The sequence below is a fragment of the Conexibacter woesei DSM 14684 genome, assembly GCF_000025265.1.
GTDB lineage: Bacteria > Actinomycetota > Thermoleophilia > Solirubrobacterales > Solirubrobacteraceae > Conexibacter > Conexibacter woesei.
In genome coordinates this window covers 6,262,706-6,287,247 of sequence record NC_013739.1, presented here as the reverse complement: position 1 = coordinate 6,287,247, position 24,542 = coordinate 6,262,706, and the positions used below count along the sequence as shown (strand labels likewise).

The following is a 24,542-nucleotide window of genomic DNA, read 5'->3' as shown; positions in this document are numbered from 1 at the left end:
TCAGTCCTCCATGAGGAAATCGAAGACGGCGTAGGCGAGGAGCCCGAAGACGAGATCATAGAGCCCGAGTACCAACAGCCACTTCGCAGCGGGCCACGACGCGCCGCCCTCGGCCAGCAATGGCGCGCAGCAGCGCGCCGCCGCGATCAGGGCGGGGACGAGCAGCGGCAGCGCGACGATCGGCACGATCAGGTCGCGCGAGCGCGTGCGAATCGCGAGCGCGGAGACGAGCGTGCCGACGACGGCGAGCGCCCCGTTGACGAGCGCCAGCACGACGATCAGGCCCGGCAGCGCGCCCCACGGCGACGGCCCGAGCAGCAGGATCGCGAACGCCGGCACGGCGACCAGCTCGACCAGCGCGAGGAACAGGAACAGCGCGCACGCCTTCGCGAGGAACAGCGCGGTGCGGTCGATCGGCGCCAGCAGGACCGAGTCGAAGCCACCCTCCGCCTGCTCGGAGACGAACAGCCGGTTGATGCCGAGGACCGCGGCGAAGAGGATCGTCACGAGCAGCACGCCGGCCGCCAGCGAGCCCTCGACCGCGTCTCTGCCGAGCCCGAAGTGGAACAGCACGAACGTCGTGATCGAGAACAGCAGCATCGCGGGCACCGACTCCGGCGCGCGCCGCTCCAGCAGCAGATCCTTGCGCAGCAGCGCCATGGTGGGCTTCACCGGTACAGCTCCTCGACGGCGCGCACGTCGACTTCGCCGGTCGCCGCCAGCAGCGCCGGTCTGCCGTCGCGCAGGCCGAGCGCGACATCCGCCTCCGCCAGCCCGCCGGCCGGATCGTGGCTGGTGATCACGCGCGTACGGCCGCTCGCGCGGCCGATCAGCGGCTCGATCAGCTCGGCGGCGGCCGGGTCGAGGTTCGCGCGCGGCTCGTCGAGCAGCAGCAGCGGCGGGTCGTGCAGGATCGCGCGGCAGACCGCGACGCGCTGCAGCAGCCCGCGCGAGAGCGTGCGGACGGGGTCCTCAGCGCGGCCGATCAGGCGCGTGCGCTCCAGCAGCTCCTCGACGCGCGCCTCGTCGACCTTGTGCAGGCGGGCGTGGAAGCGCAGGTTCTCGCGTGCGCTGAGGTCTCTGTACAACAGCGCGTCGTGCGCCAGCAGACCGACCTTGCCGCGCACCGCCCAGTCTCTTCTCGGCAGCGACTCGCCGAGCACGGTCACCTCGCCGCCGTGCGGCCGCAGCAGCGTCGCGAGCACGCGCAGCAGCGTCGACTTGCCCGCGCCGTTGGGGCCGAAGACGACGAGCGTCGCGCCCGTCTGTACCGTCACGGACACGTCGCGCAGCGCGTAGCGCTCGCCGTAGCGGCGCCCCACGTCGCGCAGCTCAATGGCGGGCGCTGCGTCCACCCTCGCGGCTCAGCTGGGCGACGACGTGCTCCAGCACCGGCGCCAGCACGGGAAACAGCTCGGCGATCGCCTTCGGGCTGCCGGGCAGGTTGACGATCAGCGTGCGCCCGGCGATCCCGCTTACCCCGCGCGACGCCATCGCGTACGGCGTGTGCTTGAGCGACTCGGCGCGCAGCGCCTCCGCGAAGCCGGGCGCCTCGCGCTCGATCACGTCGCGCGTCGCCTCGGGCGTGTGGTCGTCGGGCGTCAGGCCGGTCCCGCCGGTCGTGAAGACGAGCGGCAGCCGCTCGCTGGCGTAGCCGCGCAGGACCGAGGCGATCGCGGAGCGGTCGTCGGTGACGCGGTCGCGTGCGACGACCTCGCAGCCGGCCGCGGCCGCCAGCCGCTCCAGCTCGGCGCCGGAGCGGTCCTCGCCCTCGCCGCGGGCGAGCGTCGTCGAGATCGTCAGGACGGCGGTCTGCACCGGGCGAGCTTACTCGCCGCGGCGCCAGTCGCCGGAGCGGCCGCCGGACTTCTCCAGCAGCACGACCTCGGCGATCTCGACGCCCTTCTCCAGCGCCTTGACCATGTCGTAGACGGTCAGCGCCGCGATCGACGCGGCCGTCAGCGCCTCCATCTCGACGCCCGTCTGGGCGCGGGTGCGGGCGGTCGCGGTGAGCGTCACGCGGCCGGCTTCGGCGTCGATCTCGGCCTCGACGTCGACGGAGGAGAGCGGCAGACCGTGGCACAGCGGGATCAGCTCGGAGGTCCGCTTCGCGGCCTGGATGCCGGCGATCCGCGCGGTCGAGATCACGTCGCCCTTCGGCGCGTCGCCGTCACGCACGGCGGCTGCCGTCGCCGGCGTCATCCGCACGGTCGCGCGCGCGACGGCGCGACGGTCGCTGACCGGCTTGTCGCCGACGTCGACCATCCGCGCCCGGCCCTGCTCGTCGAGATGCGTCAGCTCGCCCATGCGGCGAAGTGTCGCACCGCCGGCCGCACGGCGCCCGCGACAGGCTTGCGTCAGGCCGCGACGGGCAGCGGCGCGGCGCCCGCATGGCGGAACGCTGCCTGGGCGAGTGCGTCGCGCAGCCGCCGGCCGGTCTCGCCGGCCTCAGGCAGCTCGGCGTGCCACTGCGTGCCGACCGCGAACGGCAGCCGCGGATCCTCGATCGTCTCGACGACGCCGTCGGCCGAGATCGCGCCGACGTTGAGACCGCGCCCGATCCGCGCGACGGCCTGGTGGTGGACGCTCGGCACCGCGCCCTGCGCGCCGAGGATCCGCCGCGCGAGCGTGCTGCCGCGCGTGCCGATCCGGTGCGTCCCCTGCGCGTGGCCGTCCGCGGCGCTGGACTGCTCGCTGAGGTCCTGGTGCAGCGTGCCGCCGCGCACGATGTTGAGCAGCTGGTGGCCGCGGCAGATCCCGAGCACCGGCATCCGCGTCGCGAGCGCGTCGCGCAGCACCGCGGCGTCGGCGCGGTCGACGTCGAGACGGGGATCCGTCGCGCTGCGCACCGGCTGCCCGTACATCGCGGGGTGGATGTCGCGCTCGCTGCCGGACAGCACGAGCGCGTGCGCGGTCGCGAGCTGGCGCGCCGCGTCCGCGGGCGCGACGACGCGCACGCGCAGCTCCGCGGCGCCGAGCCACCGCTCGTACAGCGCGGTGTCCGTGTCGCGCGCGACGAGCAGCACCAGCGGCGGCTCGCCGACCGGGCGTTGGTCGGTGTAGACGACGCGAAAGCGCTCGCGCGCCCGCGTCAGCCGCTTGCGCGCGGCCTCCGGCGTCGTCTGCAGCAGCCGCGCGGCGTCGGTCGGGCCGAAGCCGGCGAACTGGAGCGTCACGAGCGCGCGGTCGCGCGCCGGCAGCTGCGCGAGCGCGGCCTCGATCGCGAGCCGCTCGTCGTGGTCCTCGGCAGCCGCCGCCGCGACGCCGCCCACGGCGTCGAGCAGTGACGTGTCGTCGTGCGGACGACGGGCGCGCAGCGCGTCGATCGCGGCATTGCGCGCGACGCGGAAGAGCCAGGCGCGCTGGCGCTCCTCGCTCACGTCGCGGGGAGCGTGCAGCCAGGCCCGCAGGAAGACCTCCTGGGCGAGGTCCTCGGCAAGCCCGGGATCGCCGACGTAGCGGCGCAGATGGCGCTCGATCGGGCGGCGGTGGGTGGCGATGAGGAGGTCGAGATCCATGTCACCTCTAGAGACGGATCTCCGCCCCCGAAGCGGACACCGCCCGCTCAGGCGGGCGCGTGCGTCCGCTGTGCCGCCGCGACGATGTCGAGCACGGCGCGCTCGTCGCCGGCTCTGATCAGCTCGATCGGGTCCGGCGCGCCGTTGACGATCGACTCGAAGAACTCCTTGCGGTCCTGATAGGTCGGCAGCGTCGCCTTCGCCCAGCCGCGGGCGTCGTTGAGGATGATCGCCAGGCGCGCGTACTCCTCGCCGAACAGCTGCGAGATCTCGTGCTTCATCCGCTTCGCCAGCGCCGGCGAGGCGCCGGCCGTCGAGATCGCGATCGCGAGCGGGCCGGTGCGGACGATCGCCGGCAGGATGAAGTTGCACAGCGGCGGCACGTCGACGACGTTGACGAGCATCGCGCGCTTCTCGGCGTCGTCGTAGACGCCGATGTTGACCTCGGAGTCGTTCGTCGCCGCGATCACCATGAAGGTGCCCTCGAGATCGCTCGGCTCGTACTTCCGCGCGATCCATTCGATCGAGCCCTCGTCCGCGAGCCGGCGCAGCTCGGGCTGGAGGTCGGGCGCGACGACGGTCACGTCGCCGTCGCAGGCGAGCAGCCCCTCGACCTTCTCGAGGCCGACGTCGCCGCCGCCGACGACGAGGCTGCGGCGCCCTCTCAACTTCAGGCACGCGATGTAGAACGGCGTGTCGAGCATGTCGCGGACGCAGGTCTGGTCGCAGATCCCCTTGCGGTACTGGCAGACGCATTCCTTGCCGCTGTAGGCCTGTGCTGGCATGCATCACAGGGTACGCGCCGTGCGCAGCGGGGGCGCGTCAGCCGCCGAACCATCCGCAGCGGGCGCGGCTTCGTACTCTCGGTGGATGACTGCTCCCGGGGTGTTCGACGACGATGCGATGATCCGCCGCGTGCACCGCGAGCAGGTCGTCGCGCTCGCCGGCCCGCGCGCGCTGCTGATGCAGGCCGCGCACCCGGTCGCGTTCGCCGGCTTCTTCGCTCACACCGGCGCGATGGACGAGCCGTACGAGCGCCTTCACCGCACCGCCGAGGCGGTTGACCTCGTCGTCTTCGGCCCGCGGGCGGAGGCCGAGCGCGTGACGGCGATCGTGCGTGGCGTCCACGCCGGGATCCGCGGAAAGCTGACCGAGCCGGCCGGCCGCTTCCCGGCCGGGACGCCGTACGCCGCCGGCGACCCGGCGCTGCTGCTGTGGATCCTCGCGACGCTCGTCGACTCCGGCCTCGTCGTCTACCAGCGCTACGTGCGCGCGCTCACGCGTGACGAGCGCGACGCCTACTGGCGCGATTACCGCGAGTTCGGCCGCCTCTTCGGGCTGCGCGACCGCGACATGCCGCAGACGATCGAGGAGTTCGACCAGTACATGCGCGCGATGCTGGCGGGCGGTGACCTGCACGTCGGCGAGCACGCGCGCGAGGTCGCGGTCGAGATCGTGATGCGCCCGCCGGTCCCGCTGCGCACCCGTCCGCTGCTGGAGCTGGCGAACTTCGTCACGGTCGGGCTGCTGCCGAGGCAGATCCGCCGCCAGTACGGCTTCTCGTGGGACCCGGCGCGCGGGCTCGCGCTGCGCGGCGGCGCCGAGTACGCCAAGCGCGTGCTCGTGCCGCTGCTGCCGCACCGCTTCCGCTACGTGCGCCGTGCGTCGCCGGCGGCGGCCCGCGCCTAGGGCTGGCGGCCCCGCGCTCTGCGGATCCGCTCCAGCCGCTCGCCGAGCGCTCTCTCGGTCGCGGTCGGTCTCCAGAAGCGCGTCCCCGCGACGGAGTCGGGCAGCAGCTCCTGTGGCGAGACATGGCCGGGACGGTCGTGCGGGTAGTCGTAGCCGTCGCCGCGTCCGCCGGACCGCAGCGGCACCGGCGGCGGCGCGGCGCCGCGGTCGCGCACGTGCTGGCGGGCCGCGCCGAGCGCCTTGTAGGCGGCGTTGGACTTCGGCGCCAGCGACAGGTACACCGCCGCCTGCGCGAGCGCGTGCGCGCCCTCCGGCAGGCCGATCAGCTGGACCGCGTCGGCCGCGGCGACGGCGACGACGAGCGCCTGCGGGTCGGCGTTGCCGATGTCCTCGCTGGCGAGGATCACCATCCGCCGCGCGATGAAGCGCGGGTCCTCGCCGCCCTCCAGCATCACCGCGAGGTAGTAGAGCGACGCGTCGGGGTCCGAACCCCGCGTCGCCTTGATCCACGCCGAGATCGTGTCGTAGTGGTGGTCGGAGGCGCGGTCGTAGTGGAGGATCCGTCTCTGCAGCGCGTCCTCGGCGTGCTCCAGCGTCACCTTGCTCTCCGGTGCGGTGTCGCAGGCCAGCTCCAGCGCCGCCAGCGCGGTGCGCGCGTCGCCGCCGGAACGCGCCGCCAGCAGCTCCAGCGCGTCGTCGTCGACGCTCACCAGCCCGCACTCGCGGCGCTCGACGGCGCGGCGCAGCAGCGTCAGGACATGGTCCTCGGTCAGCTCTCTCAGCGCGTAGAGGCGGGCGCGCGAGAGCAGCGCGCCGTTGACCTCGTAGGAGGGGTTCTCGGTCGTCGCGCCGATCAGCGTCAGGCGACCGTCCTCGACGGCGGGCAGCAGCGCGTCCTGCTGCGCCTTGTTGAAGCGGTGGATCTCGTCGAGGAAGAAGATCGTCTGGCGGCCCATCCGGCGGCGCTGCTCGGCGCGCTCGATCACCGCGCGCACCTCCGGTCTGCCGACCTGCACCGCGCTCAGCTCCTCGAAGACCGCGTCGGCGCTGGAGGCGACGATCCGCGCGAGCGTCGTCTTGCCCGCGCCCGGCGGGCCGTAGAGGATCATCGAGTGCGGTCTGCCCTGCTCGATCGCGGTCCGCAGCGCGGAGCCGTCGTGCAGCAGGTGCTCCTGCCCGACGTACTCCTCCAGCGTCCGCGGCCGCATCCGCGCCGCCAGCGGCGCGCCCGCGCGCAGCTCCGCCTCGCTCGGGTCGGGCGGCTCGAAGAGGGAGCTCATGCCCCCAGTCTGGCGGACGCGCTCGACGTGGCGCGCGAACCGGCGAGGGATAGGCTCCCCGGATGCCCGCCGACCTCCAATCCGACACCACGGAGCTGCTGCAGCGGCTCGTCCAGTTCGACACGGTCAACCCGCCCGGCAACGAGCGCGCCTGCCAGGAGTACCTCGCCGCGCACCTGACGGCAGCCGGCTTCGAGTGCGAGCTGCTCGGCGCGGTGGAGGAGCGGCCGAACCTCGTCGCGCGGCTGCGCGGGGAGCAGGAGGGGCCGACGCTGTGCCTGCTCGGCCACGTCGACACCGTCCTCGCCAAGCCGGAGGAGTGGGAGCACGACCCGTGGTCAGGCGACGTCGCCGACGGTTACCTGTGGGGGCGCGGCGCGCTCGACATGAAGTCGCAGGTGGCGGCGGAGATCGCTGCCGCGACGTCGCTCGCGCGCGACGGCTGGCGGCCGAAGAAGGGCGATCTGCTCGTCGTCGCCGTCGTCGACGAGGAGACCGGCGGCGCGCTCGGCGCGCAATGGCTGACGGAGAACCACCCGGACAAGGTCCGCTGCGATTACCTCCTCAACGAAGGTGGCGGCGAGTACTTCGAGTACCGCGGCAAGCGCCGCTACGGGGTCTGCTGCGCCGAGAAGGGCGTCTTCCGCTTCACGATCGCGACGGACGGCGTCGCCGGCCACGCGTCGCAGCCGAAGATGGGCGACAACGCGCTGCTGAAGATGGCGCCGCTCCTGGAGCGGCTCGCGACGCGCCAGCCGTCCTACGAGCTGACCGAGGCGCCCGCCGCGTTCCTGCGCGGCCTCGGCGAGAACCCCGACGACCCGGTCGCCGCGCTGGCGCGGATGGAGCAGGTCGACCCGCGCCTGATCCCGATGTTCGAGCCGATGTTCGGCGTCACGTTCACGCCGACGCGCATCTCTGCCTCGGAGAAGGTCAACGTGATCCCCAGCGAGGCGCGGCTGAGAGTCGACTGCCGTGTCCCGCCCGGGCTCGACCAGCAGGCCGTGCGCCGCGCGATCGCCGAGGTGCTGGGACCGGAGGACGGCTTCCGCATCTCGTTCGACGAGCAGGTCGAGGGCAACGCCTCGCCGATCGGCTCGCGGCTGCGGGAGGCGATCAACGGCTGGATCCTCAACCAGGACCCCGGCGCCGCGACCGTGCCGCTGATCCTGCCCGGCTTCACCGACTCGCGGCACTTCCGCGCCGCCTTCCCCGACTGCATCGCCTACGGCTTCTTCCCGCAGATGCACCAGAGCCGTTTCGAGACCGCGCCGCTGATCCACAGCGCCAACGAGCGGATCGACGTGCGCGATCTCGGCTTCGCGGCGACGTTCTACCGGGACGTCGCACGGGAACTGCTGAGATAGATGCGCGACCGGCTCGATCCGGACACCTTCAGGCTCCCGGTCGAGCGGATCCGCGACGGCTGGTACTCGGACGCGTACTTCGTCTCGACCAAGCGGTTGCTCGAAGACGACAGCCGGCACCCGCGCGTGCTGCTGCAGGTGTTCCAGAAGCGCGATTCGCTGCTCGGCGGGATCGACGAGGCGATCGCGGTGCTGAAGCTCTGCTCCGGCCGTCGCGCCGCCGACGGCGCCTGGATCCCCGGCTGGGACGAGCTGGAGGTGCGCGCGCTCCGCGAGGGCGACCGCATCGCGCCGCGCGAGGCGGTCCTGACGATCGAGGGCGACTACACGCTGTTCGCCCACCTGGAGACCGTCTACCTCGGCACGCTCGCGCGCCGCTCGCTCGTGATGCGCAACGTCCGCGAGGTCGTCGAGGCGGCGCGCGGCAAGCAGATCTTCTACTTCCCCGCCCGCCACGACCACTGGCTCGTGCAGACCGGCGACGGCTGGGCTGCGCACGTGGCCGGCGCGATCGGCGTCTCGACCGAGGCGCAGGCGTCGTGGTGGGGCGGGCGCGGGATCGGCACCGTCCCGCACGGCCTTGTCGCCGCGTACGGCGGCGACACCGTGCTCGCCGCGACGAAGTTCGCCGACCGCTTCCACCCCGACGTCAACGTGACCGTGCTGGTCGACTGGGACAACGACTCCGTCGCGACCGCGCTGGCGGTGGCAGAGGCGCTCGGCGACCGCCTCTGGGGTGTGCGGCTCGACACCGGCGAGCAGCTCGTCGACCGCTCGCTGTGGGAGGAGATGGGCGACTTCGTCCCGACCGGCGTCAACCCGCGTCTGGTCGAGAAGGTCCGCGCCGCGCTCGACGCGGCCGGCCGCACGGACGTGCGGATCGTCGCCTCCGGCGGCTTCGACGCCGAGCGGATCCGCCGCTTCGAGGCGGCCGGCGTGCCGGTCGACGCCTACGGCGTCGGCTCGTCGCTGATCCGCGGCTCCAACGACTACACCGGCGACGTCGTGCGCGTCGACGGGCGGCCGTGCGCGAAGGTCGGGCGGGCCGAGTCGCCGAACCCGCGCCTGGAGCGCGTCGAGTAGCGCGACGGGGCGGGCGGCCCGGCCGGCGCTGCTCGGTATGCTCCCGCCCCCATGCTCGGCCGCATCGATCACATCGGCGTCGCCGTCGAGGACCTCGACGAAGCGCTGAAGACCTACGCCGACGGACTGGCCATGCCGGTCGTCCATCGCGAGACCGTCGAGGAGCAGGGCGTCGAGGCGATCCTGCTCGACGTCGGCGAGGGCCACGTCGAGCTGCTCGCCCCGCTCGGTCCCGACACGCCCGTCGGCAAGTACCTGGCGAAGAAGGGCCCCGGTCTCCACCACGTCGCCTACCAGGTGGAGGACATCGAAGCGGTGCTCGCCTCGCTGAAGGCGTCGGGCATGCGGCTGATCGACGAGACGCCGCGGATCGGCATCCGCGGCTCGAAGGTCGCCTTCGTGCACCCTGCGGCCACCGGCGGCGTGCTCACAGAGATCGTCCAACCCGCGGAGGGACACTGATGGCCAGCGACGAGCAACGGATCACGATCGGCTTCCGCGGGCAGACGCTGCCCGTCCGCACGACCCCCGACCAGGTCTCCGACCTGATCGGCGTGCTCGGCAACAGACAGGGCGGCTGGTACGACCTGAAGTCTGACGACGGCTCGATCTTCCTCGACCTCTCCAAGGTCGAGTACGTGCGCATCGACGCGCACGAGCAGCGCGTCGGCTTCGGGCTGTGAGCTGCGCTCCGTGCTGACGTGGTGAGGTTCCCGGCCCCGCTGCAGGCGCTCGACCTCGCCGGTCTGCGCCTGACGCGCACGCTAGGGCACACCCCGGCGCTGGAGCGCGCGGTCCGCTCGTACTCCCTGCTGGGTCAGTACTCCGCCGGCTGGCTGGCGATCGGCGCGGCCGGCGTCGTGCTCGACCGGCCGCGGCGCGGTCGCTGGGCCAGAGCGCTCGCCGGCGTCGGCGTCGCCTACGTCGCCAACCAGACGATCAAGTTCGCCGTCCGCCGTCCGCGGCCGCAGCTCGACGACCTGCCGCAGCTGATGCACACGCCGACGCAGCTCAGCTTCCCGAGCGCGCACGCGACCTCGTCGTTCGCGGCCGCTCACGCGTACGCGGGCCTGCTGCCCGCCGGCCCGCTGCGGATCGCGGCGTGGGCGATGGCGGGCTCGCGGCTGTACCTCGGCGTGCACTGGCCGTCGGACATCGTCATAGGCGCCGCGCTCGGCACGGCGATCGGCAAGGGAGCACGCACATGAAGGTCGGGATCGTCGGCATGCCGAACGCGGGCAAGTCCTCGCTCTTCAACGCGCTCACGCGCGCAGGGGCGGAGGCCGCCAACTATCCGTTCACGACGATCGAGCCGAACGTCGCGGTCGTCCCGGTCGAGGACGAGCGCATCGACGCGCTCGCGGAGCTGCTCGGCGCCTCCGAGATCGTCGCCGACTCGATCGACTTCCACGACATCGCCGGGCTCGTCAGAGGCGCTCACGAGGGCGAGGGCCTCGGCAACCAGTTCCTCGCGAACATCCGCGAGACCGACGCGATCATCCACGTCGTCCGCGCGCACCACGACGACAACGTGATCCACCCCGAGGGCCGCGTCGACCCGCTCTCCGACATCGACACGATCGAGACCGAGCTGATCTTCGCCGACCTCGAGCAGGCCGAGCGCCGGCACGCGCGCGTCGTGCGCGCGGCGCGTGGCGGCGACAAGGTCGCGATCGCCGAGGAGGCGTGGCTGAGAGAGCTCGTCGCGGCGCTCCAGGCCGGGAGACCGGCGCGCACCGTCGAGCCGCCGGCCGACGCGCCGAACGCGATCCGCGAACTGCAGCCGCTGACCGCCAAGCCGGTCCTGTTCGTCGCCAACGTCGACGAGGGCACCGACGAGGTTCCGGCCGCGATCGCCGAGCACGCCGCGACGCACGCCGCCAAGGCGGTCGCGATCTCCTCCCGCATCGAGGCCGAGCTGTCCGAGCTCGACGACGAGGAAGCGGCCGTGATGCGCGAGGAGCTGGGGATCGCCGAGTCCGGCCTCCAGCGGATCGTCCGCGGCGCGTTCGACCTGCTGAACCTCAACGCGTTCTTCACCGTCGGCTCCGGCGTCCGCGCGCAGTCGTGGCACCTGCGCAGAGGGCTCACCGCCTGGCACGCCGCAGGCCAGATCCACTCGGACATCCAGAGAGGCTTCGTCCGCGCCGAGGTGATCGGCTGGAGAGAGCTGATCGACGCCGGCGGCTACAACGCGGCGAGAGAGCGCGGCACGCTCAGAGTCGAGGGCCGCGACTACGTGATGCAGGACGGCGACGTGATCACCGTCAAGTTCACGCCGTAGCGCCCGGCGCCGTCCGCGCGCATCGGCGTCACCCGGCTATGAACGACCAGATCCACCGCCAGAACGACGGGTACTCAGGTGTCACCCGCCGTCCGGCATAGTCGAGCATCGGATACTTCTCGGCTTCTGGAGGCCAGTCGACGGGATCGCGATTTCTGCTCATTCGAAGGACGCTATGAGGCGAGAACGCGCGCCGCAACCGTCGACAGCAGTTGCACGACGAGCACGAGCGCGCCCGTTCGGAAAGCACGCGACACTCGTGTGAGGCGCTGTGCATTCAGGTGCTGGTGCGATGCCATGCTCATGATGAGTTCACGCCGCATCCCGCTCGTGGTCACCGATCCGCTTTCCTCCGACCCCCGCGTCAGATCCATGACCATCGGCCCGATCTCCGGCATGGCCGTGACGCCGCGATGCGGCCAGATGACCGCCAACGCCATCACACACACCACGACGAAGGCTGCGACCGCCAGCCAACCGAACAGTGTTCCCGCTTGGTCCACAGGACCAAGCAGCGAGATGGTGATCGCGGCGGTCGCGATGAGCAGGTTCGCGCCGTTTCGCAACTCGGCTGCCGTCGCGTGCTGACGTCCGAGTGCGCGGATCGCTTCGGTGTAGACGAACTCGTCGGGCGTCGTGTCGGGCACGCCCCGAACGCTACGGATCGAAAGCGCGCCTTTGTGCTCGGAGGGACGTCGACTCTGCGTCAGAGCTGCGACGGATCGCCTGCGTCGCGCAGGCGTCTGGCGAGTCTGTTCATGCCGAGCGCCTCGGCCTCGTCGGCGCCGCCGGCGAGGTCGAGCGGGCGGTCGGCGGGGAGGGCGACGGGGACGCGCTGGAGCGTCGCGATCGCGAGGTAGTCGCGCAGCTCGCCGGCCTGCTCGCGCAGCGCCGTGGCGACGCGCGGCTTCTCGCCGTCAGGCGCGGCGAGCGCGGCCTCCAGCGAGCCGTGGCGGCGCAGCAGGTCGGCCGCGCCCTTCTCGCCGATCCCTCTCGCGCCCGGCAGCCCGTCCGACGGGTCGCCACGCAGCGCGATGAAGTCGGGCACCAGCGCCGGGGGGATGCCGTAGCGCTGCTCCACGGCCGCCGGCGTCATCTCCTCGAACCCTCTGACGCCGGTCTTGAGATAGAGCACCGTCACCGTGTCGGTCGCGCACTGGAACATGTCGCGGTCGCCCGTCATCAGCAACGCGCCGCCGCCCGCCTCGACCTCTGCCAGCGAGAACGAGTGCAGCAGGTCGTCGGCCTCCAGCTCGTCGCTGCCGGCGAGCGTCCAGCCGAAGCCCTCGAACAGCTCTCCCGCGCGGGCGAACTGCGCCGCGAGCCCGTCCGGGACCGGCGGCCGGTCGGCGTGATAGCCGGCGTAGCGCTCGACGCGGTATCTCGCCGCCTCCGCGCCGTTGCAGATCACGACCGCGCGCGGGCCGCGGTCGGCGACGATCCGCAGGATCGCGTTCGTCGCGCCGAGCAGCGCGTTGACAGGCATCCCGCCGGCGCCCTTGATCGAGTCCGGCAGTGCGAACCACGCGCGGTAGAGCAGCGACGGCGCGTCGACGGCGAGCAGCGGAGCGGTCATCCGCGGCAGCCTATCGCCCAAGCGGCGCGGCCATGCGGCGACGCGAACTAGCCTTGCGCTCGTCCAGACCGGGTACGAGGAGACGACGACGGTGATCACGCTCAACGGCATCGACGACATCAAGGCGCGGGTCGGGCAGGAGCTCGGCGTCAGCGACTGGGACGACGTCACGCAGGAGAAGATCGACGCGTTCGCCGACTCGACCGGCGACCACCAGTGGATCCACGTCGACCCGGAGAGAGCGGCGCAGACGCCGTTCGGCGGCACGATCGCGCACGGCTACTACACGCTCTCGCTCGCGCCGAAGTTCTCCTACGCGCTGTACCAGGTCGAGAACGTCGCGTTCGCGCTCAACTACGGCCTCAACAAGGTCCGCTTCCCCGCGCCGCTGCCCGTCGGCAGCCGGGTCCGCATGCGCGCCGCGATCGCCTCCGTCGACGACATCCCGGGCGGGATCCAGATGGCAACCGCGCTGACGTTCGAGCGCGACGGCGGCGACAAGCCGGTCTGCGTCGCGGAGACGCTGGTGCGCATCTACGCGGGCTGAAAACGCCCGGGCCGGCTGCGGCGGAGGCGCTGCTAGGTTGACTCGATGCCCGCCCGCCGCCGCGCCTCCGACCTGTTCGTCGAGTGTCTCGAAGCGGAGGGCGTCCAGTACGTCTTCGGCATTCCCGGCGAGGAGACGCTCGACCTGAGCGAGTCGCTGGAGGACTCCAGCGTGCAGTTCGTCCCGGTCCGCCACGAGCAGGGCGGCGCGTACATGGCCGACATGTACGGCCGCCTCACCGGCCGCGCCGGCGTCTGCCTCGGCACGCTCGGCCCCGGTGCGACGAACCTGATCACCGCCGTCGCCGACGCCTACCTCGACCGCGCGCCGCTCGTCGCGCTGACCGGCCAGGCCGACGTCGAGCGGATGCACAAGGAGTCGCACCAGTACATCGACCTGGTTCAGATCCTCAGACCGGTCGTGAAGTGGAACGCGCGCGTGTCGAGCCCCGACATCGTGCCGGAGGTCGTGCGCAAGGCGTTCAAGCTCGCCGAGGCGGAGAAGCCGGGCGCGACCCACCTGGAGCTGCCCGAGGACGTGATGGCCGCGGCGGTCGACGACGCCGACGTCGCCGCCTCGCGCCCGCTGCCGCGCCAGCAGCCGGTCCGCACCGAGCCGCGCGCTCGCGACCTGCTGCGGGCCGCCGAGATCATCCGCGCCGCGAAGAAGCCGGTCGCGCTCGCCGGCAACGGCGTCGTGCGCGGCGGCGCCGCCCCGGCACTGCGCGAGTTCAGCCGCGCGACCGGCATCAAGGTCGCCGAGACGTTCATGGCGAAGGGCGTCGTCGACGCCGACTCCGCAAACGCGCTCGGCACCGTCGGCCTGCAGGCGCGCGACTACGCGCTCGCCGGCTTCGAGGACGCCGACGTCGTGATCGCGATCGGCTACGACCTCGTCGAGCACGCGCCCAAGCACTGGAACCCGCGACGCGACAAGCAGATCGTCGTGATCGACACGGTGCCGGCGGAGATCGACGCCAACTTCGTGCCCGACGTCGAGCTGATCGGCGACATCTACGGTGTGCTGGCGCGGCTCGCGGACGAGTGCCGCGACACGCTCCACACCGGCGGCTCGCAGCAGCCGCGCGAGCTGGTGCGCGGCCGCCTCGGCGACGCCGCGACCGACGACGCCTTCCCCGCCCATCCGCCGCGCGCGCTGCTGGAGATCCGCAAGGCGATGGGCCGCGACGACATCCTGATCTCCGACGTCGGGCTGCACAAGCTGTGGATCGGGCGGATGTTCCCCGCGCACGAGCCGAACACGGTGATGATCGCCAACGGCCTCGCGGGGATGGGCTTCGCCGTCCCGAGCGCGATCGGCGCCAAGCTCGTCCATCCCGAGCGCAAGGTCGTCACGGTCAGCGGCGACGGCGGCTTCCTGATGAACTGCCAGGAGCTGGAGACCGCGGTCCGGCTCAGAACGCCGTTCGTCAACGTGATCTGGGAGAACCGCCAATACGGCTCGATCGTCTGGAAGCAGGACAAGAAGTTCGGCCGCCACTTCGGCGTCGACTTCACCAACCCGGACTTCGTCATGCTGGCCGAGTCGTTCGGCCTGCCGGCGTGGAGAGCCGAGTCGATCGAGGACTTCGCCGCCCGCTTCCAGCACGCGCTCACGCTCGACGTCCCGTCGTTGATCGTGCTGCCGATCGACTACTCGCCCGACGTCGCGCTGACCGAGCAGCTGGGAACCGAGACCGTCGCGACCTGATGGGCGCCCGGCGGACCCCGCCCGGCGACGCCCGCTTCGCGCTGCTCGGCGCCAGCGACGTGGACGCGGCCGCGCGGGTCGCCAACAGCACGATCCCGCCGTCGCCGGAGGCGCCCGCCGAGTCGGTCGACGGCCGTCTCGCGCGCCTGCGAGCGCGGATCGAGCGGGCGCGCGCGACCGATCAAAGCGGCGCGTGGGTCGCGCGGGAGGACGGCGAGGTCGTCGGCCTCGCGCTCGCGCTGCGCAGCGACGGCGTCTGGGTCCTCTCGCTGCTCGCGGTCTCGCCCGCGGCGCAGAGCGGAGGCCTCGGCCGCGGTCTGCTGCAGCGCTCGCTGACGCACGCCGACGGTTGTCGCGGCGCGCTGATCGCCTCCTCCAGCGACCCGCGCGCGATCCGCGTCTACGCCGGCGCAGGCTTCGACCTGCGGCCGGCGATGGCCGCCTCCGGCCCGGTCGACCGCGCAGCGATCCCGGCCGGGCTCGACGCGCTCGTGCGCGCGGCCGGTCCCGGTGACGCCGTGGGGACGGAGCCGGTCGACGCCGCGGTCCGCGGCGGCACGCGCGCCGCGCACATCGTGCAGCTGCTCGACGTCCCCGACACGCGCCTCTACCTCGCCGGCCGCGCGGGCGAGGAGCGCGGCTACGCCATCGGCCGCGAGGGCCGCGTCATCGCGGTCGCCGCGACCGACGAGGCGGCGGCGCAGGCGCTGCTGTGGCGGCTGCTCGCCGACGCGCGCGGGACCGCGATGGCGGAGCGGATCACGGGCGGGCAGGACTGGGCGATCGAGGTGCTGCTGCGCGCCGGCCTCGCCGTCGGGCCGGACGGCCCGGTCTTCACGCGCGGACGGCTCGGCACGCTGCGGCCGTTCCTGCCGAGCGGGGCATATCTGTAGCGATGTCCTCGTCGCTCACCCGGCGTGAACTGCTGCGGCGCGGTGCCGGTGCCGCCGGCGCCGCGCTGCTGCTGCCCGCCGCCGCGGGTGCGCAGTCGCCTGTTCCCCCGCCGCCCGATCCGGCGCGGATGCTGAAGGCGGTCTCGCTGATCGGGCTGGCGAACCCGTACGACGACGGCTACGGCGTGCGGCCGTACCTGCTCGGCGGCGCCCACCCGACCGACGTCGTCACGATGTGGATCAACTGGGCCGAGCTGCAGCCGGTCAGACCGGAGCCGTTCACGCTCGCGCAGTCGTTCCGCGACCTCGGCGACCCCGCCGGACCGGGGGCGGCGGCGCTCGCCGCGCTCGACGCGCGGATCGCGCTGGCGAACGCGGACGGGCGGCGCGTCGCGCTCTGCGCCTACCAGTCGTTCCCTTCATGGAGCCACGCGGCGTCCGCCCTTCCCGGTCAGGGCCGGCTGCCCGACGACGCGCGGCTGCCCGACGACCTCGGCGAAGACGGGCCGTGGGCGTGGTTCGTCGCATGGACGTGCGCGCGCTACGCCGACGCCGGCGGCGTGAAGACGCCTGGACCCGGTCGTGACGGCTCGCCCGTCGGCAACCCGGCCGCCGCGCGCGTCGACTGGCTGCAGCCGATGAACGAGCCGAACCTCGCCTGGTGGCCGCAGGTCTCCACGACCCTCCCCGACGGCGAGATCGCCTCCGCGGTCGCGCGGATGATGCGGACGGCGGCGACGGTCGCGGCGCGCTACCGCAACGGCGACGCACTGCCGCGCGGGCCGGAGCTGCTGATGCCGAACACGGCCGACGTCGTGCAGGACGGCAGCGACCGCGGCACCCCGTGGCGGACGTTCACCACGGACGTCCTGCGCCACCTGAGCGGCTGGGTCCCCGAGACGCCGGTCGGCTGGTCCCAGCACAACTACTACGACGTCAAGTACGGCCCGCAGACTGAAGGCCCGGCGCGCGGCCGCTGGCGCGCGGAGGAGACGGTCGCGCTGCTGCGCGCGGCCGGCTGGCCCGACCCCGCCGTCTGGCTGACCGAGGGCGGGTACCAGTTCGACGTCAGAAGAGCGTCGGCGAGACCGAACCACTACGTCGTCGATCCCACGGAGACCGCCGACCCGCAGTACCCCGACGCCTACGCCGAGCAGGCGGCGAAGCTGGAGCGGAACTGGCGCGCGATGGCCGCGCTGCCCGTGCGGATGTGGACGCAGTACCTCGTCAACGACTTCGACGTCCACTTCCAGAGCAGCCTGCGCGGCCCGCTGCGCACCGCGCCGGACGGCACGGCGGCCCCGCAGGAGCCGCCGTACCCGGCCTACGCGCTGTGGCCGACACTGACCGCGTGAGCGCCCGAGCGTTCGAGCGCTACGCCGCGCTTCCGCGCGCGATTCTGCGCAGGTCGATCGCCTCGTTGTAGGTCTCCTCCGAGACGCCCTTCTCGAGCGCGACCTCGCGCAGCGTGCGACCCGAGCTGGCCGCCTCCTTGACGATCTCGCTCGCCTTGTCGTAGCCGATGAACGGGTTCAGCGCCGTCGCGACGGCAAGCGTCGACTCGGCGGAGCGCTCGCAGCCGGCCTCGTTGGCGGTGATGCCCTCGACGCACTTCTCGGCGAACAGCCGCGACGTGTTCGCCAGCAGCGAGATCGACTGCAGCAGGTTGCGCGCGATCAGCGGGATCCGCACGTTCAGCTCGAACTGGCCCTGCAGGCCGCCGACCGTGATCGCGGTGTCGTTGCCGATCACCTGCGCGCTGACCTGGAGGACGACCTCCGGGATCACCGGGTTGACCTTGCCCGGCATGATCGACGAGCCCTTCTGCAGCTCGGGCAGGAACAGCTCGCCGATCCCGGCGCGCGGGCCCGAGCCCATCAGCGCGAGGTCGTTGGCGATCTTCGTCAGCGAGACGGCGATCACCTTCAGCGCGCCGGACAGCTCGACGAGCGCGTCGCGGTTGCCCTGCGCCTCGAACGGGTCCTCGGGCGGCAGGATCTCCAGCCCGCTCGACTCAGCCAGCTTGCCGCGCACCCGCGCCGCGAACTCGGGGTGCGTGTTGAGGCCGGTGCCGGTCGCGGTGCCGCCGAGCGGGATCTGCGCGACCTGCGGCAGCGCGTTGCGGACGCGCTTGGCGCCGAGCCGGATCTGCGCGGCGTAGCCGGAGAACTCCTGGCCGAGCGTGACCGGGACGGCGTCCATCAGGTGCGTGCGGCCCGACTTCACGATGTCCTCGAACGCGGCGGCCTTCGCCGCGAACGCCGCTTCGAGCCGCTCAAGCGCCGGCAGCAGGTCGTTCGTCGCCTCGTCGAGCGCGGCGAGGTGGACCGCGGAGGGGAAGACGTCGTTCGACGACTGGCCCATGTTGACGTGGTCGTTCTGGTGCGCGCCGGAGAGGGTCGCGATCACCTCGTTGGCGTTCATGTTCGACGACGTGCCGGAGCCGGTCTGGAAGACGTCGACGGGGAACTGCCCGTCGTGCTTGCCGGCGGCGATCTCGTCGCCGGCCGCCGCGATCCGCTCGGCGATCTCCCCGTCGAGCAGGCCCAGCTCGCCGTTGACGCGCGCCGCGGCGCCCTTGATGCGGCCGAGCCAGCGCACGACCGGCACCGGCACGCGCTCACCGGAGACCGGGAAGTTCGCGACCGCCTTCGTCGTCTCGCCGCCCCACAGCTGCTCCTGCTCCTGCACGCCCATGAAACCTCCGCCTCTGGATCTCGATCTCGGAAACCCCAACGCTACTCCGTCCGCGCTCGCTGGTACGCGCGCACGTGAACTACCCACAGAACGAGATCAGCTCGCGCGCGAGGCCCACCGGATCGTCGTAGGCCATCAGGAAGCCGGTGTCCGGCAGCACGCGCAGCTGTCCGTCCGGCAGCAGGTCGAGCGCCTCGCGCGCCGCCTCCAGCGGGTGGGCGGGATCGGCGTCGGCCCACAGCAGCAGCGTTCTCGCCGCGATCGCCGGGTAGGCGTCGAGCAGCTGGCGCTGCGGCTCGGCAGGCCAGCGGCGGACGAACTTCGCCCACGAGCGGGCGCGGTTGCCGTTGCCGGCGACGTCCATGAACGCGTGCCGCATCAGGTCGCGCGCGGCGGGGTTGCGCTGATGCGAGAGCCGCTCGCCGATCGCGGGGCGGAAGACGAACGTGGCGCCGCGCGCCAGCGCGCGGTCGACCCCGGGCAGCGCCGCCGCCTTGCAGGCGCCGCGCCACAGCGCGCGGCGCGTCCGCAGCTCGTCACGGCGGTGGAGGCGGTTGGGCATCAGCACCAGCCGGCGCGGGCTGAGGAGGCCGCCGGAGACCGCGCGCAGCAGCAGCTCGCCGCCGAGGTCGTGGCCGCCGACGAGCGGGCGCGGCCCGAGCGTCTCGGCACAGAAGCCGGCGATCACCTCGGTCAGCCAGTCGGGCGAATAGGGGTGGCGCGGCCGGTCCTCGCTGTCGCCGTGCAGCGGCAGGTCGGGCAGCACGAGGCGGAAGCGCGTCGAGAGCGGCTCGATCACCGGCTCCCACTCGCGGTGCGACAGCCCGAGCGAGTGCAGCAGCACCAGTCCGGGCCCGGAGCCGGTCTCGCGGTAGGCGACGCGCGCGCCGTCGCGGTGGTGGTAGAGCCGGAGCCTCATCCGTCGCTTCTGCCGGCGGCGATCCCGCGCAGCAGCTCCCGTTCGCGCGCCGCCGATCCGAGCTGGAACGAGACGGTCTGCTCCAGCCGCTGCACCAGCTCCGCCTGCGTTCCGCCGGTCGGCCCGGCGCCGCGCTCGGCCGCGCCCATCAGGAAGCCGAGCTGGAAGGCGGCCCGCGGGCTCCGCTCGACGCGCGCGGCGAGGTGGTCGGCGACCGCCACGAAGGTGATCCCGAGCGTCTGCAGCTGGGCGTCGTCCTCGGCGCGGTCTATGCAGGCCGACAGCGGCGTCCCGTCCGCCAGCGTGGCCCGCTCCGGCGCCTGCTCCAGCACCTTCAGCACGTCGGCTGCGCGCGCCGTGATGCACGCCTGCGGCAGTCTCTCCTCCCCGCCGCAGGCCGCCAGCAGCGTCAGCGCCGCAAGCGCGGCGAGCGCGGCGGGGCGCGCACGGACGAGGGCGAGCCGTCGCACTGGGCGCATCCTCTCAGGTCGAACGCGATGCATCACCTTCCACTCTCGAGGTTGTGCAAAACCTCCGCATCGCTGCGCACGGGGGGCGAAGGGGGGACAAATGCATCCATGCCTCTGCAAATGCATGGGATGAACTCGCGTCCGTTGGGTCTTTCGACCTCTCAGGCAGCGCGCGAGCTCGGTGTCTCGCTCGGAACCGTGCGTCGTTGGTCGGACATGGGATATCTCCAGTCCTACCGTACGCCCGGTGGCCAGCGGCGCTTCAGCGTCGAGCACATCGAGCAGTTCGTGCGTTCGCTGCAACAGACCGGCGTGGCCGCTCGCGATGAGCGCGGTCAGACCGGCGAGCAGCGCGCCACAGGGTAGAACGAAACTCGGGCAGGGTTCACACCGTCGCGCCGGCCTCGGGAGGGCAGCGGCGCCGGTCCATAGGTTCGATCAGCTCGCCGCGGCGTCGTTGATGCGGCGCTCGAGGTCGAGCTCGCGGCCGAAGTCGGCTGCGTCGGCGTGCCGGTACGTGATGTCGCTGCCGGCGAGCAGCTCGGCCAGGATCTCGACGTATCTGCCGTCGAGCTGCGTGCCGCTGACGCGCCGCAGCTCTGTCAGCGCCTCGAACGAGCTGACGGGCGTGCGGTAGGTGTCGTGCGCGGTCAGCGTGTCGTAGACCTCGGCGACGGCGATGATCTTCGCCGCCTCGGGGATTCTGTCCGCGCTGAGCCGGTCGGGGTAGCCGCGCCCGTCGATCCGCTCGTGGTGCGCGTGGACGATCTCGGCGACCGGGCCGTAGAGGCCGAGGTCGCGCAGCATGTCGGCGCCCAGCTCCGGGTGGCGGCGGATCGCCGTCCAGTCCTCGTCGTTGAGGACGCGGCCGCGCTCGGAGACGCGGTCGGAGAGCGCGAAGTGGCCGATGTCGTGCAGCAGGCCGGCCGTGTGGACGAGCTCGCACTCCTCTCTTCCCATCCCGGACGCGCGCGCGATGTCACGTGAGAAGGCGGCGACGGCGGCGGCGTGGCGCGCCGCGCGCGGATCGCGGACGTCGAGCGTCCGCAGCAGGCCGGACAGGACGCCCCAGGAGAGCGACGCGTACTGGCGGCTTCTGTGGCGCGCGGTCGCGACGAGGTTCGCCATGTAGCCGAACGCGATCAGCGTGAAGGCGGCGAACGCGGAGCCCCCGACGCCCAGTTCCAGGCACAGCCCGGCGGCGGCGAGCGCAAGCGGGACGTTGATCGCGAGCGAGACGACGAGCGTCCGCGAAGCACCGGCGAGCGTCGGCAGGAACGGGAAGCCGTCGAGCAGCGACGTCAGCCACGCGACGAGCACGAGGTTCAGCACCAGCACGAGCACCGCGGCGAGCGCGAGCGCGAGGTAGAAGCCGACGGAGCCGTCCTCCGCGGGCCGGACGGCTTCGAAGACGGTGCCGGCGACCAGCATCGGCGCGCCGCCGCCGAAGATGTTGACCAGCATGCTCACGGGCCGGTAGCGCGTGATGCACCAGTCGATCAGCTCGGCCGTGACGACGACGGCGAATGCCCACGCCGGACCGAAGAAGGCGATCACGAGTATCGCCGCGAGGGCGAGACCTGAGATCGATACGCGCTGCGCCTCGGTGCGGGCGTCGAACAAGTTCGCGCCGATCGCACCGAGCGCAAGCACCAAGAAGAGCCAGTCCAACCGACCTGTGTCGGCGATCGCGACTGCCCACCCGACGCACGCGAGCGTGCCGGCGAAGGCGATCCCCTTGACAAGGCTGGCCCGTTCCGGCCACGCGCGTGTGACACGCATGTCCGGAAGGTAACGGTCCGCACGGACCATTACGAGTCACTGCAAGCTTTGGACTACTTGTTGCGCCAGATCATTGCGACCCTCCTTCACGTCTGGACTGCTGCTTTCGGCCCCGTTGCGCCCCTGATTCGGCGCCGGCCCCGCTGCGATTGCCTGAAGAACGATAGCCCCTCGATGGAGCTTTTGCAGCATTTGGGCGCCAAAAGTTGTGCAATGTTGCGCGGAGCGCACCTGAAACACGGCCCGGACGCCGACTGTGGTCTGTGATGCGCTACCTCAAGACGAGCGAAGCGGCTGCGTTGCTCAACGTCAGTCCGAACACACTGCGCGCTTGGGAGCGCCGCTTCGGCTTCCCGCGTCCGCAGCGCTCGCCCGGGCGCCATCGCCTCTACACGCATGGGGAGATCGCGGCACTGCGCGACGCGCTGCTCGACGGCCTCTCGATCTCCTCCGCCGTCTCACGTGCACGCGAGGGCCTCGGCGCTGACACGAACGCGCTCGTCGGCGCGCTCAACGCCTTCGACGGCTCGCGTGCCGATGCCGCGCTGGAAGGCGCGCTCGCCCTGCGCTCGCTCGATCGCGCAGTCCAAGAGGTGCTGCTGACCGCGCTTGACGAGGTCGCGCGCCGCCACGGCACCGACTCCGTCCAGTGGGCGTTCGGCGCACGCTGGGGCAACAGCTGGCTGCGCCGCGCGCAGCGGCTGGTGACGCCGTCGATACAGTCGGTCTCCGTCGTGCTGGGCGACGCCTCGCGTGACGACCTCGATCCCGACGCCGCCTACATCCGCGCGCTGGAGCTGCTGCTCGCGCGCTCGGGCGCGACGGTCCTCGGCCTGTCTGTGCGCGGCGTCTCGAACATGTCCGAGGCGCTCGCCACCCACCGTCCCGACGCGGTCGTGATCGCCGGCGGCGCGCTCGCCGACGACGCGGTCGCGCGCTGGGCGTACGCCGTGCGGCTCGCGACCGGCGCGCTGCCGGTCGCCGTCTACCGCCGCGGGTCGCAGCGCCAGCGCGTGCGCACGACCGGTGCGGCGATCCTTCCGAGCACGCCAGGAGAGGCAGCTCGGCACCTGATGGAGATGGCGAGTCACGCGATCTCCCACCCGTCCACCACTCGAACGTCGACTCCGCGCCTGCTCGCGGACGGCGCGTAGCGCCCGCTCACACGGCAAGGAGGCCCACTGAGATGACCGGCTCCCCAGATCGCTCGGCGCGAGCAATGCTTCGGCTCGTCCCGTCGACGGCTGAGGACGCCTGTCCGTCCCAGTGGTTCTGCGGCCACTGCGGGTCGCCGCCGCCGAACAACGAGACGCCCGCACCGCCCGCGCGCGTCTGCGGCGAGTGCGGCCTCGGGCTGCTGCTGGAGGCGCGCGCCGACGCCGTGCCGAAGCAGAACGACCCCTTCCTGATCGTCGACGGCTCGCTCGCCGTCTGCGCGCTGTCGGCCGAGAGCGAGCGGCTGCTGGCCGTCGCGGAGACCGACGTCATCAACCGCCCGGTCACCGAGCTGCTGACGCCCGCCGACGCCGAGGCCGCGGGCGCCGAGAACCTCGCCGCCGCGATCATGTGGGCCGCGCGCGGCGAGGACGAGCCGCGCCGCGTGATGGTGCGCCCGGCGAACGTCTTCGGCGTGCGGATGCCGCTGCGCGTCGGCGCGTGCGGGCCGCCGCGCGCCGCGCTGCTCGTGCTCGAATAGCGCGCGTTTCGCGCTCGCGCAACCCGTGAACGCGAGCGTTTTCGTGCACGTTTCGTTGCGGATCTTGTAAGAAGACGCGCAAAAGGGGATAACCGCTCCGCGATGAGCGGAATTCGGACCAACGCGGCGGCCGTGATGCTCGGGGTCAGCCCCAACACGCTGCGGAGCTGGGAGCGGCGCTTCGGCTACCCGACGCCGGCCCGCACCTCCGGCGGCCACCGCCAGTACGAGCTGCACGAGATCGAAGCGCTGAAGCAGGCGTTCGACGAGACCCACAACGTCTCCTCAGCGATCGCGCTCGCTCGTCAGCGCGGGGTCGGCCTGCCGTCGTCCGGCCGCCTCGGCGCGGCGCTCGGCCGCTTCGACGAGGACAAGGCCGCGCTGCTGCTGGAGGAGAGCCTCGCGCTGCGCTCGCTCGAGCGCACGATCCAGGAGGTCCTGCTGCCGGCCGTCGCCGAGCGCGCCGAGGACGAGGCGAGCCAGGCCGAGTACGAGTTCGGCTGGCGCTTCGCGACCGGCTGGATGTCCGCGCTGCGCCGCGTCGCGCCGCCGGCCTCGCGTCAGGAGGCAGTGCTGATCTTCGACTCCTCCGCGCCGTGCGACGTCGAGGCGCTGCAGGTGCAGGCGCTCGAGCTGATGCTGCGGCGCGTCGGGCTGCGCACGCTCGTGCTGACGTCCGGCCTCGACCCGGCCCGCCTCGGCCGCGCCCTGCGCGCGCTGCGCCCGAACGCGCTCGTGCTCGGCGGCCGGCGCGCCTCGCTCGACGCGATCGGCAGGCTCGTCTACGCCGTCCGCAGCGCCGAGCGCGAGATCGAGGTGTTCGACTTCGGCGGTGCGCTGCCCGACACCGGCGCCAGCACCGTCCGCCGCCTCGGCTCCGCTCCGCTCGCCGCCGGCGAGCTGCTGCTGGAGCGCCTGACGGCGCGTCCCGCGGCCGCGCCGGAGCCGGCGCCCGAGCTGACCGCGCCGCAGCGCGCGCTGCTCGGGATCTAGCGCGACCGCCGGAGGACGCCGCGTCAGCTCGCGGTGTC

Annotated in this window: 28 protein-coding genes; 15 read left to right on the top strand and 13 right to left on the bottom strand. The window is 72.6% G+C overall.

The window, feature by feature from the left end; genetic code table 11:
* The 6 genes from CWOE_RS29495 to CWOE_RS29470 are packed head-to-tail and all read right to left on the bottom strand — an operon-like array spanning position 1 to position 4,303.
* Positions 1-672 (bottom strand): heme exporter protein CcmB, encoded by a 672-nt coding sequence (locus CWOE_RS29495; protein ID WP_012937326.1) that lies wholly within the window; start codon positions 670-672, stop codon positions 1-3.
* Positions 669-1,322 (bottom strand): ATP-binding cassette domain-containing protein, encoded by a 654-nt coding sequence (locus CWOE_RS29490; RefSeq protein WP_160165578.1) that lies wholly within the window; start codon positions 1,320-1,322, stop codon positions 669-671. The genes CWOE_RS29495 and CWOE_RS29490 overlap by 4 nt, the downstream gene beginning before the upstream one ends.
* Positions 1,323-1,332: 10 nt before the next feature.
* Positions 1,333-1,818, bottom strand: coding sequence for a MogA/MoaB family molybdenum cofactor biosynthesis protein (locus tag CWOE_RS29485; protein WP_012937324.1), 486 nt, complete (start codon positions 1,816-1,818; stop codon positions 1,333-1,335).
* Between the two features lie 9 nt (positions 1,819-1,827).
* Complete coding sequence (moaC, locus tag CWOE_RS29480) at positions 1,828-2,307, bottom strand: cyclic pyranopterin monophosphate synthase MoaC (RefSeq protein ID WP_012937323.1); 480 nt, start codon at positions 2,305-2,307, stop codon at positions 1,828-1,830.
* Between the two features lie 50 nt (positions 2,308-2,357).
* Entirely contained in the window at positions 2,358-3,518 is a 1,161-nt protein-coding gene (locus tag CWOE_RS31740; protein WP_012937322.1) for a sigma-70 family RNA polymerase sigma factor, read from the bottom strand.
* A 47-nt stretch (positions 3,519-3,565) separates the two neighbouring features.
* Positions 3,566-4,303, bottom strand: coding sequence for a precorrin-2 dehydrogenase/sirohydrochlorin ferrochelatase family protein (locus tag CWOE_RS29470; RefSeq protein ID WP_049793452.1), 738 nt, complete (start codon positions 4,301-4,303; stop codon positions 3,566-3,568).
* A gap of 85 nt (positions 4,304-4,388) precedes the next feature.
* Here CWOE_RS29470 and CWOE_RS29465 point away from each other — a divergent pair, with 85 nt between their 5' ends.
* Positions 4,389-5,207: an oxygenase MpaB family protein gene (locus CWOE_RS29465; protein WP_012937320.1), complete on the top strand. Its 819-nt coding sequence runs from the start codon at positions 4,389-4,391 to the stop codon at positions 5,205-5,207.
* On the opposite strand, the gene CWOE_RS29460 is transcribed toward CWOE_RS29465, so the two are convergent.
* Positions 5,204-6,487, bottom strand: a complete 1,284-nt coding sequence (locus tag CWOE_RS29460; protein ID WP_012937319.1) for a replication-associated recombination protein A — start codon at positions 6,485-6,487, stop codon at positions 5,204-5,206. The two genes, CWOE_RS29465 and CWOE_RS29460, sit on opposite strands and share 4 nt — an antisense overlap.
* 62 nt (positions 6,488-6,549) lie before the next feature.
* Here CWOE_RS29460 and CWOE_RS29455 point away from each other — a divergent pair, with 62 nt between their 5' ends.
* The 6 genes from CWOE_RS29455 to ychF are packed head-to-tail and all read left to right on the top strand — an operon-like array spanning position 6,550 to position 11,221.
* Entirely contained in the window at positions 6,550-7,854 is a 1,305-nt protein-coding gene (locus CWOE_RS29455; RefSeq protein ID WP_012937318.1) for a M20/M25/M40 family metallo-hydrolase, read from the top strand.
* A complete protein-coding gene (locus tag CWOE_RS29450) occupies positions 7,855-8,937 on the top strand; it encodes a nicotinate phosphoribosyltransferase (protein WP_012937317.1) in 1,083 nt (360 codons plus the stop codon).
* A gap of 51 nt (positions 8,938-8,988) precedes the next feature.
* Positions 8,989-9,399, top strand: coding sequence for a methylmalonyl-CoA epimerase (gene mce / locus CWOE_RS29445; RefSeq protein ID WP_012937316.1), 411 nt, complete (start codon positions 8,989-8,991; stop codon positions 9,397-9,399).
* Positions 9,399-9,620 (top strand): hypothetical protein, encoded by a 222-nt coding sequence (locus CWOE_RS29440; protein ID WP_012937315.1) that lies wholly within the window; start codon positions 9,399-9,401, stop codon positions 9,618-9,620. The genes mce and CWOE_RS29440 overlap by 1 nt, the downstream gene beginning before the upstream one ends.
* Positions 9,621-9,641: 21 nt before the next feature.
* Complete coding sequence (locus tag CWOE_RS29435; protein ID WP_041734046.1) at positions 9,642-10,145, top strand: phosphatase PAP2 family protein; 504 nt, start codon at positions 9,642-9,644, stop codon at positions 10,143-10,145.
* Positions 10,142-11,221 (top strand): redox-regulated ATPase YchF, encoded by a 1,080-nt coding sequence (ychF, locus tag CWOE_RS29430; RefSeq protein ID WP_012937313.1) that lies wholly within the window; start codon positions 10,142-10,144, stop codon positions 11,219-11,221. The genes CWOE_RS29435 and ychF overlap by 4 nt, the downstream gene beginning before the upstream one ends.
* A 173-nt stretch (positions 11,222-11,394) precedes the next feature.
* On the opposite strand, the gene CWOE_RS29425 is transcribed toward ychF, so the two are convergent.
* On the bottom strand, positions 11,395-11,868 hold the full coding sequence (locus tag CWOE_RS29425; RefSeq protein ID WP_012937311.1) for a hypothetical protein: 474 nt from the start codon (positions 11,866-11,868) through the stop codon (positions 11,395-11,397).
* Between the two features lie 59 nt (positions 11,869-11,927).
* Positions 11,928-12,797: a 5'-3' exonuclease gene (locus CWOE_RS29420; RefSeq protein ID WP_012937310.1), complete on the bottom strand. Its 870-nt coding sequence runs from the start codon at positions 12,795-12,797 to the stop codon at positions 11,928-11,930.
* Between the two features lie 91 nt (positions 12,798-12,888).
* On the opposite strand from CWOE_RS29420, the gene CWOE_RS29415 reads away from it, so the two are divergent.
* Genes CWOE_RS29415 through CWOE_RS29400 form a run of 4 tightly spaced genes read left to right on the top strand, consistent with a single transcriptional unit; the run spans position 12,889 to position 17,302 of the window.
* Positions 12,889-13,344 carry a MaoC family dehydratase gene (locus tag CWOE_RS29415; protein ID WP_012937309.1) on the top strand — a complete coding sequence of 152 codons (456 nt, stop codon included), beginning with the start codon at positions 12,889-12,891 and terminating at the stop codon, positions 13,342-13,344.
* A gap of 45 nt (positions 13,345-13,389) precedes the next feature.
* The gene (locus CWOE_RS29410; RefSeq protein ID WP_012937308.1) at positions 13,390-15,054 is read left to right on the top strand and encodes an acetolactate synthase large subunit; all 1,665 of its coding nucleotides are present in this window, start codon (positions 13,390-13,392) and stop codon (positions 15,052-15,054) included.
* Positions 15,054-15,947, top strand: coding sequence for a GNAT family N-acetyltransferase (locus CWOE_RS29405; protein ID WP_012937307.1), 894 nt, complete (start codon positions 15,054-15,056; stop codon positions 15,945-15,947). Before CWOE_RS29410 ends, CWOE_RS29405 begins: the two co-directional genes overlap by 1 nt.
* Positions 15,948-15,949: 2 nt before the next feature.
* Positions 15,950-17,302 (top strand): hypothetical protein, encoded by a 1,353-nt coding sequence (locus CWOE_RS29400; RefSeq protein WP_012937306.1) that lies wholly within the window; start codon positions 15,950-15,952, stop codon positions 17,300-17,302.
* A gap of 19 nt (positions 17,303-17,321) precedes the next feature.
* On the opposite strand, the gene CWOE_RS29395 is transcribed toward CWOE_RS29400, so the two are convergent.
* The 3 genes from CWOE_RS29395 to CWOE_RS29385 form a co-directional block, all read right to left on the bottom strand.
* Positions 17,322-18,644, bottom strand: a complete 1,323-nt coding sequence (locus CWOE_RS29395) for a class II fumarate hydratase (protein ID WP_012937305.1) — start codon at positions 18,642-18,644, stop codon at positions 17,322-17,324.
* Between the two features lie 79 nt (positions 18,645-18,723).
* Complete coding sequence (locus tag CWOE_RS29390) at positions 18,724-19,563, bottom strand: alpha/beta fold hydrolase (RefSeq protein WP_012937304.1); 840 nt, start codon at positions 19,561-19,563, stop codon at positions 18,724-18,726.
* Positions 19,560-20,033, bottom strand: coding sequence for a hypothetical protein (locus tag CWOE_RS29385; RefSeq protein ID WP_041731165.1), 474 nt, complete (start codon positions 20,031-20,033; stop codon positions 19,560-19,562). The genes CWOE_RS29390 and CWOE_RS29385 overlap by 4 nt, the downstream gene beginning before the upstream one ends.
* A 129-nt stretch (positions 20,034-20,162) precedes the next feature.
* Here CWOE_RS29385 and CWOE_RS32360 point away from each other — a divergent pair, with 129 nt between their 5' ends.
* Positions 20,163-20,399: a MerR family transcriptional regulator gene (locus CWOE_RS32360; protein ID WP_160165577.1), complete on the top strand. Its 237-nt coding sequence runs from the start codon at positions 20,163-20,165 to the stop codon at positions 20,397-20,399.
* 72 nt (positions 20,400-20,471) lie between these two features.
* Here CWOE_RS32360 and CWOE_RS31735 read toward each other — a convergent pair whose 3' ends face one another.
* A complete protein-coding gene (locus CWOE_RS31735; protein WP_049793450.1) occupies positions 20,472-21,815 on the bottom strand; it encodes an HD-GYP domain-containing protein in 1,344 nt (447 codons plus the stop codon).
* A gap of 266 nt (positions 21,816-22,081) precedes the next feature.
* Between CWOE_RS31735 and CWOE_RS29370 the strand changes: the two genes are divergently transcribed.
* From CWOE_RS29370 to CWOE_RS29360, 3 genes are all read left to right on the top strand, one after another.
* Complete coding sequence (locus tag CWOE_RS29370; protein WP_012937300.1) at positions 22,082-22,969, top strand: MerR family DNA-binding transcriptional regulator; 888 nt, start codon at positions 22,082-22,084, stop codon at positions 22,967-22,969.
* 65 nt (positions 22,970-23,034) lie between these two features.
* The gene (locus tag CWOE_RS29365) at positions 23,035-23,511 is read left to right on the top strand and encodes a hypothetical protein (protein ID WP_041731159.1); all 477 of its coding nucleotides are present in this window, start codon (positions 23,035-23,037) and stop codon (positions 23,509-23,511) included.
* A 102-nt stretch (positions 23,512-23,613) separates the two neighbouring features.
* Positions 23,614-24,504, top strand: a complete 891-nt coding sequence (locus CWOE_RS29360) for a MerR family transcriptional regulator (protein WP_012937298.1) — start codon at positions 23,614-23,616, stop codon at positions 24,502-24,504.
* The last annotated feature ends 38 nt before the right edge of the window (positions 24,505-24,542 follow it).